The organism is Halomonas terrestris (genome assembly GCF_049166755.1).
Classification (GTDB): Bacteria; Pseudomonadota; Gammaproteobacteria; order Pseudomonadales; family Halomonadaceae; genus Halomonas.
Genome location: NZ_JBMHFZ010000002.1, coordinates 244,130 through 258,431, shown reverse-complemented (window position 1 = coordinate 258,431; position 14,302 = coordinate 244,130). Strand labels below are relative to the sequence as shown.

Sequence of the window (14,302 nt, the reverse complement as noted above, 5' to 3'; positions counted from 1 at the left end):
ACGCGGAAATGACACGGGCGTGACCGGGCCGGGCATGGCCAGGCAGGACGGGGCCAACGACCGGCCCGAGGGCCACGCCTATCTCTTCGGGCTAGGCTCGCCCCATGGCGGGGACCGGCTGGGCTGGCTCGCCACCGAGTGGCTGGGCGATGCGCTGTGCGAGCGCGATGATCTCACGGTCGCGCGACTCGACCAGCCCGTCGACCTCTTCCTCCACGCGGTGACGCCACGCGACCGCCTGCTGCTGGTCGACGCCATGCGGGGCCAGGGGCCGCCCGGCACCCTCAAGGTCTTTGCGCCGGCGGAGCTCCCCACGGCCGCCGCGCGGCTGTCATCACACGGCCTCGACCTGTCGGGCACCCTGGCGCTGGTCGAGGCCCTGGGGCTCTTCCGGGCGGGCATCCGGATCATCGGCATCGAGATGCCGGCAGAAGCAGGCCCCGACATGCCGGGCCACGAGATGACGGCACCAGGGCTCGACGAGGCGCAGGCCCGGCGACTGCACGCGGCGGTCCTGGGCTGGCTCGATGCCGGCCAGGGTTCCTGACCATGGAAGGCGTCAGGGGCGTCGACCGACGGGCAGCGTATCCCGGTCCTCGAGCCGCGTGAGCGGCAGCGGCCCGTGCTCCTTGACGGTCTGGATGGCGAAGTTGCTGCGGATGTCGCTGACGCCCGGCAGGCGCAGCAGGGTCCCGGTCAGGAAGCGCTCGTAGGCCGCCAGGTCCGCCACCACCACCTGCAGCAGGAAATCCGACTCCCCCGACACCAGGTGGGCGGAGACCACCTCGGGCAGCGAGACGATCGCCTCGCGGAAGGCGTTGGCCTCGTCCTCATGGTGGCGCTCCACCTTGACGCCGACGAAGACCGTCAGCCCGAACCCCACCCCGCCGCGGTCCAGCTCGGCGTGATAGCCACGAATCAGCCCCGCCGCCTCCAGCTGGCGAACCCGGCGAAGGCAGGGCGACGGCGACAGGTGGACCTCCTCGGCCAGCTGCACATTGGTGAGGCGGGCATCGCGCTGCAGCGCGGACAGGATGCGGCGGTCGATCTCGTCCAGCTGCTTTCTTGGCATGGTCTCCATGCACCCTCACTCCAGTTGGCATCATGTGCCAACTATACCCTCTCGAGTGGCCGATTTCGCAAGGACCTGCCGCCGTCTTCGACGCTAGACTGGCGTCGATCCAGCAACGACGGAGCACAGGCGCATGGAACTCTGGATGTTCGTCGGTGCCCTGGCGGCGGTCTACCTGCTGCCCGGCCCGGACATGATTCTGGTGCTGCAAACGGGCACCCTGCAGGGGCGCTCGCAGGCCTTCGCCACCGTTGCCGGCCTGGCCATGGCCCGCGGTCTCCATGTGGCCCTGGCGGCGCTCGGCCTCGCCACCCTGTTCAAGACCGCACCCTGGACCTTCGACGCGGTACGTTATCTGGGTGCCGCCTACCTCGTGTGGATGGGAGTACAGCTCCTTTTCTCGGGGGCGGGCCGTCCCGGGGAGAGCACGCAAGGGGCGCCAGGGCCCGCGGCCAGCCACCGCAGGGCCTGGCGTCGTGGCCTGCTGACCAACCTGCTCAACCCCAAGTCGCTGCTGTTCTGTTCGGTGCTCCTGCCGCAGTTCGTGCTGCCCGGCGAAGGCACGATCCTGCTGCAGTTCGCCCTGCTGGGCGTGCTGCTGGTCGGCATCGGGGTCCTGTTCGATTCGCTCTACGCCACCGCCGGCAGCTGGCTGCGGCGCTGGCTCGCCGATGGCTCGACCCGGGAACGCCTGCAGCGCTGGAGCTTCGGCTCACTGCTGATCGGCTTCGGCATTCGCCTGGCCCTCTATCGCCAGCCCTGATCCCCACCCCGGTCAACGCGCATCCCTTGCGCTGGGTCAAGGTGCCGCGCCCGGGGGAGGGGCGCGGCTGTCCCCGGCTGTGCCATAGTGTGTTGCATCAGGACCCGTTGCCGGGCCGCCATCTTCCGGAAGGAGAACACGATGCAGGAACGTGACGTCGATATCGCCATCATCGGGGCCGGCAGCGCCGGCCTGAGCGCCTGGCACGCCGCCAGGAAGCATTCCGACAGCGTGGTGCTGATCGAGGGCGGCGAGTACGGCACCACCTGTGCCCGGGTGGGCTGCATGCCCTCGAAGCTGCTGATCGCCGCAGCCGAGGCCGCCCACCATGCCCGCGACACCGAGGGTTTCGGCGTGCGGGTCCGCGGCGAGATCGAGGTCGATGGCGGTGCCGTCATGGCACGCGTGAAGCGCGAGCGCGACGGCTTCGTGAAGCGCGTCTTCAAGTCGATGCAGCGGATCGATGAGGCCGACCGCATCACGGGCGATGCCCGCTTCGCGGATCCGCACACCCTGGTCGTCGGCGACCATACCCGCCTCCGGGCTCGCAACATCGTCATCGCCACCGGCTCGCGCGGCACCTGGCCGGGCTTTTTCGAGGCCGCCGGCGACCGGCTGGTCGTCAACGACGATGTCTTCGAGTGGGACGACCTGCCGGAATCGGTCGCCGTGTTCGGGCCCGGGGTGATCGGCCTGGAACTCGGCCAGGCACTGCACCGCCTGGGCGTGCGCCTGCGCATCTTCGGGGTCGGCGGTGCGCTGGGGCCCTTCCGTGACGACGCCGTGCGCGAGCTGGCGGATGACACCTTCAACGAGGAGTTCTACGTCGACCCGGACGCCAGGGTCGAGTCCATCGAGCGCGACGGCGACCAGGTGGTGATCTCCTTCCTCGAGCGCCACAGCGGCAAGCGACTCACCGAGCGCTTCGACTACCTGCTCGCCGCCACCGGCCGGCGCCCCAATCTCGACCGGCTCGACCTGGAGAAGGCCGGCCTGGCCATCGACGACAAGGGCGTGCCGCACTACAACCGCTTCACCATGCAGTGCCGCAACGCCGACGACAGCCCCGGCCACGTCTTCATCGCCGGCGATGCCAACCAGGAGCTGCCGCTGCTGCACGAGGCCAATACCCAGGGACGCATCGCCGGCGACAACGCCGGACGCTACCCGGAACTGCGCGCCGGCCTGCGCAACGTCCCGCTGGCGATCGTCTTCACCGACCCGCAGATGGCCACGGTAGGCGCCAGCCGCGGCGAACTCGAGCAGCGCTACGGCGGCTGCGACTGCATCGCCACGGGCGAGGCCTCCTTCGAGGACCAGGGGCGCGCCATGGTGATGCGCGAGAACCGCGGCATGATGCGACTCTATGCCGAGCACGGCTCGGGGCAGTTCCTCGGCGCCGAACTGTTCGGCCCGCGTGTCGAGCACATGGCCCACCTGCTGGCCTGGTCGCTGGAGCAGCGGTTGAGCGTCAGCCGGATGCTCGAGATGCCCTACTACCACCCGGTACTCGAGGAGGGGCTGCGCGGTGCATTGCGCAACCTCAACGCCAACCTGCAGCTGGGCCCGGCGATCACCGAACGCTGCATGGAGTGTGGCCCCGGGGATTGACCATGAGTGCGAGGCTCGCCGCCGGGCTGCTGGCGGGCACCCTGCTGGCCACGGCTCCCGCCCCGGCGCAGGAGTGGCCCGACGCCCCCCCGCCTTCGCCCCCCACCATCGGTCTGGCGCTGGGCTCCGGCGGGGCCAGCGGGCTGGCGCACATCGCCGTGCTGCAGGTATTCGACGAACTCGGCATCGTGCCGGATCGCATCGCGGGCACCAGTATCGGCGCGGTGATCGGCGGGCTCTATGCGGCGGGCCTCTCCGCCGACGAGATCCTCGACCTGTTCGATGACTTCGGCGGCTCGCCGCTCGATGCCCTCTCGGGGCTGGCCCATTCGGAACTGGACCTGCTGGACCTGGTGCAGATCGGCCTGGGCGACGGCGGCCTGTTCGACTCCGGCGGCTTCCTGCGCTTCCTCGCCGCCCATACCGAGGTGAGGACGTTCGACGAGCTGCGAATCCCGCTGGCCCTCGTCGCCACCGACTACTGGACGGGCAACAGCGTGGTGCTCGACGAGGGCCAGGTCTTTCCGGCCATCGAGGCCAGCATGGCGGTGCCCGGGCTCTTCCCCCCCGTGCGGCGGGACGGGGAGCTGCTGATCGATGGCGGCACCTCCAACCCGCTGCCCTTCGACCTGCTCCAGGGCCGGGTCGACCTGGTCATCGCCGTCGACGTGACCGGCAATCGCGAACCGGTCGAGGGCGAGGCCGCGGGGCTGACCGACGTGCTGTTCAAGACCTTCGAGATCATGCAGCAGTCCATCACCCGCCGGATGTTGCTCAACGAGCCGCCCGACATCTATCTCAGGCCCGATGTCCACGGCATCCGGCTGCTGCACTTCAATCGAGTCCACGACATCCTGGATCAGGCCGGACCGACGGCCGACGAGCTCCGTGAACGGCTGGCCGTCTGGCTGGCGCTCCACGCCGGCCCCCTGCCGCAGCCGGAAGCAGGCGCCGGGCAGGACCAGGAGCCTTGACCGGGGCCGAGGTCATGGCGATGCGTCACGACCCTTCCCCTTGCGACGCCGGAACGAGAAATGCAAGCTGCGCGGGGCAAGGCGGCCGACCGGCACAGCGACACTCCCACGACGCCGTGGGAGTGTCGGCATGCCGGCTAGAGTCGTCGCAACCAGCCGTAGGTGGCGCCCAGCACCAGCCCGAACACGATATGCCCCAGCAGGGTGGAGATGGGCGCAACCAGGCCGAATCCCATCCCGAAGAAGCCCGAACCGGCCATGGGAAACACCGTGAGCATCACCACCAGCCAGGTACCCAGGCCGAAGACCAGCCCGCGACGCGTATCGGTACTGCCGGGCAGGTCGGATACCATCAGGCCGAACAGCACGCCCCAGATCAGCGTGCCCACCGCGAAGTGGATGAGCCAGCCCACGTACATGCTGCTCGGGGTGCCCAGCGCGCGCTGGGCGGTCAGGTTCATGATCTCGATGGGGTTGTACCAGGGCATGAGCCCGGCCGACAGGCGCAGGATCATGAACATGGAGATGACCAGCGTGGCCACCAGCCCGGCCATCACCGCGCAACCCAAACGCGCAACCATGGCACACCTCCCGTGGCGGTTGAGATTGACCCCAGTATAGTCAGGGTCTCGCGGACCGGGCGGCCCGGGGCATCTCCCGCCCAGGGGCCGAGCATGCGTTGACCGATCCCGTGCCCGGTCGGCCGCCAGGGGTTATGCTCATGCGGAAACATCATGAAAACGATCGACTCGCAGGAGAGCCCAGATGGCCGATACCACGCCCAGGCTGACGTCCGTCAAGGATCGGATCACGGAGCTGGCGAACCTCGCCGGCAGCGACCAGGCCGAGCGGGCCCGCCGCCTGGCCGCGGAGCTTTCCGCCGAGATCGAACGCGCCGTGGAAGAGGCATCGGCCCCGCAGGCCAATGCCGCGCCCCCGCGGCAGCCTTCGCCCCGGGCTCCCCACCAGGAGGTCGAGCGCTGCCCGGTCTGCTCGCTGCGCACCTTCACCTTCCAGAAGGGCAGCGTCCGCGAGTGTGCAGATTGCGAGAGCGGCTACGAGGCGTACTACCGCTGCCTGAGCTGCGCCCATGAGGGGTGGCGCGAGATCGACCGCTGAGGCGGAAGGTCATCCGGCTCAGCGGTCCGGGCACTGGCCGGACTCCTCCGTCAGCCAGGCAAAGGCATCGAGTTCGTCGAGTTCCTCGTGCAGGGTCTCGACCCGGCGCAGCCGCTCGTACCCCTCCTTCATGGCACGCCGGAACAGGAGCGAGCAGAGCAGGTTCAGCACGCTCATGGCGGCCGCATAGCTGTCGAGCAGCGACGGCGAGCGCACCTGGCAGGTCAGCGTCCAGGTGGCCAGCCGGGCGGTCCGGGTGGCCGAGGGGTCGGTGATGAGCAGGATCTTCGCCCCCTGTGCCCGGGCGATCTCCATGATCCGCGTGACGGCACCCACCCGCCGTCGCATGCCGATCATCACCAGCACGTCCTGCTCGCCGATATCCACCAGATCCTCGCCGAGGGTCTGTCCGGACTGCGGCAGCAGCGACACATCGGGGCGCATCAACAGCAGCTGTCGCTGCAGGTAGAGCGCCAGCATGCGGCTGTTGCGAAAGCCCACCACATGCACGCGCCTGGCGCCGGCCATGGCATCCACCACATCGCGCAGCGCATCCGGCCGGATCGCCTCCAGCGTGCGGGTCAGGTTGTCGACTTCCTGATCCAGGTGATCGGCCACGGACTGGCTCGGCATGACCTTGTCGGCGCCTTGTCCGTCGAGTCGGGATGCCGAGGAAAGATAGACCGGCGAACCCCAGCGCTTGGCCTCACGCACCTGAAGCCGGACCTCGTTGAAATCCTTGTAGCCCAGTCGCTGGAAGAAGCGGGTCGCCGCCGCGCGCGAGGTTCCGGCGGCCTCTGCCAGCTCACCGGCGCTGTAGGTGGCGATATCCCCGGGAAAGCCCAGCAGCAGGTCGCCCAGCCGCTTCTCTGCCGGGGGCAGCTCTTCGTAATGCGCCTGGATGCGCGCCTCTAGGGACTGGGGCTCTTTCATGGTGTCCATGCTTACCATGATGGCATGGGCCGGGAAAGGTTGAAATTCAATTTTCACTAACTTGACGAAATAAAAATACTGTTCCAAGTTGATCGTGGGATGCCGATCACGCATCGCGTTCTCGGCAAGGTTTACTCCTCGGGAGGCATCATGCCCACGACAACCACAAGACCCCGCCCACCCCACCCCCTGCTGCGCGCCCTGTTCGCCGCCGGCCACTGGCTCGATACCGTCATCATCAAGCTCTGCGCCGTACTGGTCGGCGTGATGGTACTGATTGTCTGGTTCGGCATCCTGTCGCGCTACGGCCTGCAGCTGGGCGTCACCTGGACCGAGGTACTGGCCCGCTACGTGATGATCTGGGCCGCCCTGCTGGCCATTCCGGTGGGCGTCTTCCGCCGTGAGCACATCGGCTTCGTCATGCTCTTCAGCATGCTGTCGCCCTGGAAGCAGCGGCTGATGCGGCTGCTGCTCGACCTGATCGGCCTGGGCTTCTTCCTGTTCCTCGCCTGGTACGGCATCGGCATGGCCGTCCAGGGCATGAGCCAGTTCGCCACCATCTTCGGCATCACCATGCTGGTGCCCTTCGCCTCGGTTCCGGTATCGGCCGGCCTCGCCGCCTTCCAGACCCTGGTGGTGATGCTGCGTGACCTGCTGCACCCACCCCAGGTGGCGGCCATCGAGCTGCCGATGGAGAACGCCCAATGATGATCGTTGCCCTGGCCTTCTTCGGCCTGCTCGTCCTCGGCCTGCCCATCGGCTATGTGCTCGGCATCGCCGGCGTCATCGGCCTGGTGCAGCTGGGCGGTCCCGAGTTCCTGACCATGGCCCCGCGACGCTTCTTCGAGGGGCTGGACCTCTTCACCTTCATGGCCATGCCGCTGTTCATCCTCGCCGGGGAGATCATGAACCGCTCGGGCATCACCGCCCGACTGATCGACTTCGCCAATGCGCTGGTCGGTTACCTGCGCGGCGGGCTCGCCCACTCCAACATGGTCGCCTCGGTGCTTTTCTCCGGCATGACCGGTGCTGCCGTCTCCGACGCCGCCGCCTTCGGCAACACCATGGTCCCGGCCATGGAGAAGCAGGGTTACAAGCGCTCCTTCGCCTGTGCCGTCACCGCCGCCGGGTCGATCATCGGCCCGACCATCCCGCCGTCCAACCTGATGGTGATATACGGCTCGCTGATGGGCGTCTCCATCGCCGGCCTGTTCGCCGCGGGCATCCTGCCGGGGCTGCTGATCGCCCTGCTCTGCATGTGCATGATCGCCGCCCTCGGTCGCCGGCTGAACCTGCCCAAGGCCGAGGGTGGGCCCAGCCTGAAGCTGATCCTCTCCACCTTCCGCTCCAGCCTGCTGGCGATCCTGATGCCGGTGATGATCCTCGGCGCCATCCTCGGCGGGGTCACCACCCCCACCGAAGCCGCCGCCCTGGCCGTGCTCTATGCCCTGGTGGTGGGCGCGACGATCTACCGCTCGCTGAAGTTCAGCGACATCATCGACATGCTCGAGCGCACCGCGCGCATCACCGGCGTGGTGTTCCTGATCATCGCCTCGGCCTCGATCCTCGGCTGGTGGATGACCTTCGTGCAGCTGCCCCAGATGATCGCCTCCGGCTTCCTGGCGCTGAGTTCCAACCCCAGCGCCATCATCGGCATGATCCTGCTGCTGCTGCTGATCGTCGGCCTGTTCATGGACATCAATGCCGCCCTGATCATCCTCGCCCCGGTGCTGGTGCCGCTGACCAAGGCCATCGGCATGGACCCGGTACACGCCGGCGTGATGATCATCCTCGCCCTCAACATTTCCCTGATGACCCCACCCGTCGGCGCCTGCCTGTTCGTGCTGTCGTCGGTCACCGGGGAGAAGATCGAACGGATCAGCGCCTCGCTCTGGCCGTTCCTGCTGGTCCAGGTCGGTGTCCTGATGCTGATCGCCTTCTGGCCCGACCTGACCCTGTTCGTGCCACGCCTGCTGGGCTTCTAGGCACCCGCTTCAATCCCAACGACAAGCACAAGATGGAGAACCGACATGATGCGTTTCAGGACTTCCCTCATCACTGCCATCGCCGCGGCCAGCCTGGCGCTGGCCGGCACCGCCCACGCCGAGAAGGTAATGCGCCTTCACCACCTCAACAACGACGATCCCTTCGACAACGCCTCCGGGGCCATGGCCACGGTCTTCAAGAACCTGGTGGAGGCCGGCACCAACGGCTCCGTCACCGTGGACACCTACCCCAACGGCCAGCTGGGTGACGACGATCAGGTGCTCAGCCAGCTGCGGGCCGGCGTGGTGCAGTCCGGCATCCACTCGGTGGGCGGCTTCGCCTCGGCCTATCCGATGATCGGCGTGCTCGACGTGCCCTTCGCCTTTCCCGACGTCTCCACTACCTACGAGGTGTTCGATGGCCCCTTCGGCGACAAGCTCGCCACCGACATCGAGGAGAAGACGGGCCTGAAGGTACTGGGCTTCGGTGATTCCGGCGGCCTGTTCGCCATCACCAACTCCAAGCGCCAGGTCCGCAGCCCCGACGACATGGATGGGCTCAAGATCCGCACCATGGGGCTCGACACCCACCAGGAGGTGATCAGTGCACTGGGCGGCCAGCCCACCGCCATCGCCTGGTCGGAGGTCTATACCGCACTGCAGACCGGTGTCGCCGACGGCCAGATGAACCCCGTGCCGATCATCTCCTTCGCACGCTTCGACGAGGTGCAACAGTACCTCTCGCTGACCAACCACCTCTTCGCTCCCTATGTGTGGGTGGTCAGCAGCGACTTCTGGGAGAGCCTGGACGGGGAGGAACAGCAGGTGGTGGAGTCCGCCGCCCGCTCGGCCATCGTGGCCGGCCGCGGCATCAGCCGCATCATCGAGGCCTCGGACCGTGGCCTGCCACACCTGGCCGAGAAGATGGAGGTCTACGCCCTGACCCCCGAGGAGATGGAGGCCTTCCGCGAGGCCGCCCAACCGGCGGTCAAGGAGGTCATCGCCGAGAAGTACGGCGACGAGGGCGAGGAGATGCTCACCGCCTTCCTCGATGCCATCGACAACGCCTCGCAGTAGACCCGACCGGCGGGGGCCCCGGTCCCCGCCCCTCTACCCGACGCCGTCGGCCCGAAGAGGTCGACCGGACCCCATCGACCCGAAAGCCCGCATCAAGGACCGCCATGCAACAGCTCCTGACCCACGACGCCATCCGGCACTTCGCCAACCCCAGGGCCCGACGCGGCGTACCCATCGGCGAGCGCCAGCGCGCCATCCTCTCCCAGGCAGCGATGCGCGATGCCCGTGACGAGATTCGCACCTGGCCCGGCTATGCCCCCACCCCGCTGATAGACCTGGCCGGGCTGGCCTCGGCCGCGGGAATCGACCACCTCTACTACAAGGACGAAGCCAAGCGGTTCGAGCTCAACAGCTTCAAGGCCCTGGGCGGCGCCTATGCCGTGCTGCGACTGCTCAAGGAGCACTTGCCGGAAGGTGTCCACTCCGCCGACCTGCTCGCCGGCCGCTACCGTGAGGAGGCCGCCCGCATCACGGTGTGCTGCGCCACCGACGGCAACCACGGCCGCTCGGTGGCCTGGGGCGCCCAGCAGTTCGGTGCGAACTGCGTGATCTACCTCCATGCCACGGTCTCCCGGGGCCGCGAGGAGGCCATCGCCCGGTTCGGCGCCGAGGTCCGGCGAGTGCCGGGAAACTACGACGACTCGGTGCGCCAGGCGGCCAGGGATGCCGCGGCCAACGGCTGGTACGTGGTATCGGACACGTCCTACCCCGGCTACATGACGGTGCCCCGCGATGTCATGCAGGGCTACACCGTGATGATCGACGAGGCGGTACAGCAACTCCCCGCCCCCCCGACCCACTGCTTCGTGCAGGGTGGCGTCGGCGGGCTCGCCGCGGCGGCCCTGGCCCAGCTGTGGGAGGCCTTCGGACCCGATCGCCCCCGGGTGATCGTCGTCGAACCCGACCGGGCCGCCTGCCTGTACGAGAGTGCCCGCGCCGGCAGCCCCACCGCCGTCCCCGGCGAGCTGGACACCCTGATGGCGGGGCTGGCCTGCGGGGAAGTCTCGCTGCTGGCCTGGGAAGTGCTGGACGAGGGTATCGATGACTTCATGACCGTCAGCGACGAGGCAGCCGTGGAGGCCATGAGGCTGCTGGCACGAGGCGTCGGCGAGGATGCGCCACTGGTGGCGGGCGAGAGTGCCGTGGCGGGGCTTGCCGGGCTGCTGATCGCCCGGCAGGACCCGGCACTGAGCGAGGCCCTCGGCCTCGGCCCCGACAGCCGCGTGCTGCTGATCGGCAGCGAAGGCGCCACCGACGAGGATGTCTATCGGCAACTGGTCGGCCGTCCGTCGGCCGAGATAGAAGCGGAGGCAAGCGATCATGCATGACACACTGAGAATCAACGGCCAGCGCCTGCTCGGCCGCCTGGAGCGGCTCGGCGAGATCGGCGCCCTGCCGGGGGGCGGCTGCTGCCGCCTGGCGCTGACCGAGGAAGACCGCCAGGGTCGCGAACTGGTCATCGGCTGGATGCACGAGCTGGGGCTCGAGGTGACCAGCGACGCCATGGGCAACGCGTTCGGCCTGCGTCCCGGTACCGAGGCGGGCCCGCCCGTGATGGCAGGCTCGCATATCGACACCGTGCGCACCGGCGGCATCTATGACGGCAACCTGGGTGTCCTGGGCGGGCTCGAGGTGGTCGAGACCCTCAACGAGGCAGGCATCACCACCCGCCGCCCCCTGTGCATCGCCTTCTTCACCAACGAGGAGGGCGCGCGCTTCGCCCCGGACATGATGGGCAGCCTGGTCTATGTCGGCGGCATGTCGCTGGAGGAGGCGCGCGCCACGGAGGGCATCGATGGCCAGCGCGTGGGTGACTGTCTCGACGCCATCGGCGCGCGGGGCGAGGCGCCGGTGGGCCGGCCCGAGGTCCATGCCTTCGTCGAGATACACGTCGAGCAGGGGCCGGTGCTCGAGGAGTCGGGCATCACCATCGGCGCGGTGGAAAAGGTCCAGGGCATCTCCTGGCAGGAGCTCACCTTCACCGGCACGTCCAACCACGCCGGTACCACGCCCATGCGCCTGCGCCAGGATGCCGGTTACGCCGCCATGGCCACCGGCGCCTTCGTGCGCGAACTGGTCAACCGCATTGGCGGCGATCAGGTGGGCACCGTCGGCGCCCTGGACATCAAGCCCAACCTGGTCAATGTGGTGGCCAACCATGCCCGCTTCACCGTCGACCTGCGCAACACCGACAACGACCGGCTCAAGCAGGCCGAGGACGAGCTGAAGGCGTTCGTCGAGCAGTTGGCCGAGCGGGAGGGCATCGATGTCGAGCACCGCACCCTGGCGCGCTTCGACCCGGTGCCCTTCGCCCCGGAGATGGTCAACCGCGTGGAAGCCAGCGCCAGGGCGCTCGGGCACTCCGTGATGCGCATGCCCAGCGGCGCCGGCCACGACGCCCAGATGCTGGCCAGGGTCTGCCCCACTGCCATGATCTTCGTCCCCAGCGTCGATGGCATCAGCCACAACATTCACGAGTACACCGCACCGGAGGACCTGGAAGCGGGTACCAACGTGCTGCTGCAGGTCCTGCTGGACCTCGCCGAGTAATCGAACAAGGAACGCCGCATGAGCCGAAAACTGATCATCGGGGCCGCCCAGCTCGGCCCCATCACCCGCCACGAGACCCGCACCCAGGCGGTCGAACGCATGGTGGCGCTGATGCACCAGGCCCACGGCCGCGGTGCCGACCTGGTGGTGTTTCCGGAACTGGCCCTGACCACCTTCTTCCCGCGCTGGTACTTCGAGGACCAGGCCGAGGTCGACGCCTTCTTCGAGCGCGAGATGCCCGGCCCCGAGACCCGGCCGCTGTTCGACACCGCGCGCGAGCTCGGCATCGGCTTCTACCTGGGCTACGCCGAGCTGGCGCTGGAAAACGGGCAGCCGCACCACTTCAACACGTCCATCCTGGTCGATGCCAGCGGCAGGATCGTCGGCAAGTACCGCAAGGTCCACCTCCCCGGCCACACCCAGCACGAGCCCTGGCGCCCCTTCCAGCACCTGGAGAAGCGCTATTTCGAGCCCGGCGACCGGGGGTTCGGCGCCTGGCAGGCCTTCGGCGGCACCATGGGCATGGCCCTGTGCAACGACCGTCGCTGGCCGGAAACCTACCGCATGCTGGCCCTGCAGGGCGTCGAATTGATGATGCTGGGCTACAACACCCCCATCCACTACCCCCCGGTGCCGGAACACGACCACCTGCAGGGCTTCCATAACCACCTCTGCATGCAGGCCGGTGCCTATCAGAACGGCATGTGGGTGGTGGGCGTGGCCAAGGCCGGCAGGGAGGAGGGCTGCGAGCTGCTCGGCCAGAGCTGCATCATCGCCCCGACCGGGGAGATCGTCGCCATGGCCGCCAGCCAGGAAGACGAGCTGATCACTCATGAGTGCGACCTCGACCGCACCCGCGAGATCCGCGAGCATATCTTCAACTTCGCCCTGCACCGCCGGCCGGAGACCTACGGGCTGATCACCTCGCCGGTGGCATGAAGGCCTCCCGCTGCCCGGGAGCTCATGCCCGACAGAAGGGCCAGACCTGATAGAAGCGCCGACAGCGGAACTCGGCCTCGCAGGCGGCCAGCTGGGCGTGGTAGCGGCTCGCCTGGGTGCTGACCTGCCGGGCGGCTCGCATCACCTGGGGCTTGCTGCGGTAGGTGCCGCGCCGATAGCCCCCCGCGCCCTCGTGGTAGGCCAGGTAGAGGTGCTCGGGGTTGTGCAGCGATATGCCCAGTTGGCGGTGCGTGCGGGCGTTGTACCAGCCGATGAAGTCGGTGGCATGCTTCATGTGGGTGCGGCGCGCGAGGGTACTGCCGGCATCGGCCTTGTACTCGCCCCAGACCGGGTCCTGGGCCTGGGCATAGCCCCGGGCGGAGGAGGGGCGACGGCCCGGGATGAAGCCCAGGATGCGCTTGCGCGGCGGGCGGACATGGCTGCGGAAGGAGGACTCGCGCTGCACGAAGGCCATCTGCGTGGCAATGGGGGTGCCCCAGCGCTCCTGGGAGTCACGGGCGTAGTCGTACCAGGTCGGCTGCTCGCGGAAGATCTCGCAGATGTTGGTCTGCTGCTGGGGCGGCGACGGTGCCATCATGGCACAGCCGGTGAACAGCAGGAGCACGCCCGCGACCAGCAGCAGGCGCGCCGCCACTGCCGCCCGTTCGCACAGGCAGCGCCTGTCCTCGTACCGCTCGATCGATGAACCCACCTGGCCCTCCTCGCGCTTGCCGTTGACGTCACGCCCCGCATCATACCGCGCCTGACGTCCACAGGCTTGCCTCTCCAGGCGACGTGCGGGGCACTGTCGCGCTGGCCGAAAGCCTGTATGATGGCCCTGCAACAGCTTTTGGATACGGAGTACACACCACGATCGATCATTCTTTCCAAGCCAGCACCGGAGGTTCTCATGAAGGTCTACAAACCTGAATGGCAGTGCACGTTTAGCGTGAACGAAGGCGCTGAGGTATCAGCCAGCTGGAAAGAGCGCATCGCCTGGCGCATCAGGGGCTTTGCCGACAGGCTGGACGGTGGCGGAAGAACGATCAAGATTGACTGCAAGGTCACCCCGGAAGTGAGCCGCGAGGAAGTCGACAGCTGCCTGGGCAAGGGATTCGCCGTGACCCAGAGCCTGCTCACGCAACTCGCCCACCAGGCCGCCTGCGAGGATGTCATGCGCGACGCCAAGGCGGAGCTCTTCGAGGAAGAACGCCAACACTGAGGGCGCGACCTGCCCGGCAGTCACCGCACCCCATTCGGCTCCTGGCGAATGGGGTGT

16 protein-coding genes are annotated in these 14,302 nt (G+C 68.2%); 12 read left to right on the top strand and 4 right to left on the bottom strand.

Annotation, left to right across the window (positions count from 1 at the left end; genetic code table 11):
- Window positions 1-34 precede the first annotated feature (34 nt).
- Window positions 35-547, top strand: coding sequence for a hydrogenase maturation protease (locus tag ACOMD9_RS03505; RefSeq protein WP_421412163.1), 513 nt, complete (start codon window positions 35-37; stop codon window positions 545-547).
- Between the two features lie 12 nt (window positions 548-559).
- Here the strand turns inward: ACOMD9_RS03505 and ACOMD9_RS03500 are convergent, their stop codons facing one another.
- Window positions 560-1,072, bottom strand: coding sequence for an Lrp/AsnC family transcriptional regulator (locus ACOMD9_RS03500; protein ID WP_421412162.1), 513 nt, complete (start codon window positions 1,070-1,072; stop codon window positions 560-562).
- A gap of 133 nt (window positions 1,073-1,205) precedes the next feature.
- Between ACOMD9_RS03500 and ACOMD9_RS03495 the strand changes: the two genes are divergently transcribed.
- From ACOMD9_RS03495 to ACOMD9_RS03485, 3 genes are all read left to right on the top strand, one after another.
- Window positions 1,206-1,835 carry a LysE family translocator gene (locus ACOMD9_RS03495; protein ID WP_421412161.1) on the top strand — a complete coding sequence of 210 codons (630 nt, stop codon included), beginning with the start codon at window positions 1,206-1,208 and terminating at the stop codon, window positions 1,833-1,835.
- A gap of 141 nt (window positions 1,836-1,976) precedes the next feature.
- The gene (locus ACOMD9_RS03490; protein WP_421412160.1) at window positions 1,977-3,446 is read left to right on the top strand and encodes a dihydrolipoyl dehydrogenase; all 1,470 of its coding nucleotides are present in this window, start codon (window positions 1,977-1,979) and stop codon (window positions 3,444-3,446) included.
- A gap of 2 nt (window positions 3,447-3,448) precedes the next feature.
- Window positions 3,449-4,420, top strand: coding sequence for a patatin-like phospholipase family protein (locus ACOMD9_RS03485; RefSeq protein WP_421412159.1), 972 nt, complete (start codon window positions 3,449-3,451; stop codon window positions 4,418-4,420).
- 137 nt (window positions 4,421-4,557) lie between these two features.
- On the opposite strand, the gene ACOMD9_RS03480 is transcribed toward ACOMD9_RS03485, so the two are convergent.
- Entirely contained in the window at window positions 4,558-5,001 is a 444-nt protein-coding gene (locus ACOMD9_RS03480; protein WP_421412158.1) for a DUF6789 family protein, read from the bottom strand.
- A 184-nt stretch (window positions 5,002-5,185) separates the two neighbouring features.
- Between ACOMD9_RS03480 and ACOMD9_RS03475 the strand changes: the two genes are divergently transcribed.
- Window positions 5,186-5,539, top strand: a complete 354-nt coding sequence (locus ACOMD9_RS03475; protein WP_421412157.1) for a hypothetical protein — start codon at window positions 5,186-5,188, stop codon at window positions 5,537-5,539.
- 18 nt (window positions 5,540-5,557) lie between these two features.
- Here the strand turns inward: ACOMD9_RS03475 and ACOMD9_RS03470 are convergent, their stop codons facing one another.
- Window positions 5,558-6,472 (bottom strand): MurR/RpiR family transcriptional regulator, encoded by a 915-nt coding sequence (locus tag ACOMD9_RS03470; protein WP_421412156.1) that lies wholly within the window; start codon window positions 6,470-6,472, stop codon window positions 5,558-5,560.
- 150 nt (window positions 6,473-6,622) lie between these two features.
- Here ACOMD9_RS03470 and ACOMD9_RS03465 point away from each other — a divergent pair, with 150 nt between their 5' ends.
- The 6 genes from ACOMD9_RS03465 (at window position 6,623) to ACOMD9_RS03440 (ending at window position 13,023) form a co-directional block, all read left to right on the top strand.
- On the top strand, window positions 6,623-7,180 hold the full coding sequence (locus ACOMD9_RS03465) for a TRAP transporter small permease (protein WP_421412155.1): 558 nt from the start codon (window positions 6,623-6,625) through the stop codon (window positions 7,178-7,180).
- Window positions 7,177-8,457 carry a TRAP transporter large permease gene (locus ACOMD9_RS03460; protein ID WP_421412154.1) on the top strand — a complete coding sequence of 427 codons (1,281 nt, stop codon included), beginning with the start codon at window positions 7,177-7,179 and terminating at the stop codon, window positions 8,455-8,457. Before ACOMD9_RS03465 ends, ACOMD9_RS03460 begins: the two co-directional genes overlap by 4 nt.
- Window positions 8,458-8,502: 45 nt before the next feature.
- A complete protein-coding gene (locus ACOMD9_RS03455; protein WP_421412153.1) occupies window positions 8,503-9,534 on the top strand; it encodes a TRAP transporter substrate-binding protein in 1,032 nt (343 codons plus the stop codon).
- 104 nt (window positions 9,535-9,638) lie between these two features.
- Window positions 9,639-10,862, top strand: a complete 1,224-nt coding sequence (locus ACOMD9_RS03450; protein ID WP_421412152.1) for a diaminopropionate ammonia-lyase — start codon at window positions 9,639-9,641, stop codon at window positions 10,860-10,862.
- The gene (locus tag ACOMD9_RS03445; RefSeq protein ID WP_421412151.1) at window positions 10,855-12,084 is read left to right on the top strand and encodes a Zn-dependent hydrolase; all 1,230 of its coding nucleotides are present in this window, start codon (window positions 10,855-10,857) and stop codon (window positions 12,082-12,084) included. The genes ACOMD9_RS03450 and ACOMD9_RS03445 overlap by 8 nt, the downstream gene beginning before the upstream one ends.
- A gap of 18 nt (window positions 12,085-12,102) precedes the next feature.
- Complete coding sequence (locus tag ACOMD9_RS03440; RefSeq protein ID WP_421412150.1) at window positions 12,103-13,023, top strand: N-carbamoyl-D-amino-acid hydrolase; 921 nt, start codon at window positions 12,103-12,105, stop codon at window positions 13,021-13,023.
- 22 nt (window positions 13,024-13,045) lie between these two features.
- Here the strand turns inward: ACOMD9_RS03440 and ACOMD9_RS03435 are convergent, their stop codons facing one another.
- Window positions 13,046-13,678: a transglycosylase SLT domain-containing protein gene (locus ACOMD9_RS03435; protein ID WP_421412290.1), complete on the bottom strand. Its 633-nt coding sequence runs from the start codon at window positions 13,676-13,678 to the stop codon at window positions 13,046-13,048.
- A 255-nt stretch (window positions 13,679-13,933) separates the two neighbouring features.
- On the opposite strand from ACOMD9_RS03435, the gene ACOMD9_RS03430 reads away from it, so the two are divergent.
- The gene (locus tag ACOMD9_RS03430) at window positions 13,934-14,245 is read left to right on the top strand and encodes a hypothetical protein (RefSeq protein WP_421412289.1); all 312 of its coding nucleotides are present in this window, start codon (window positions 13,934-13,936) and stop codon (window positions 14,243-14,245) included.
- Window positions 14,246-14,302 lie beyond the last annotated feature (57 nt).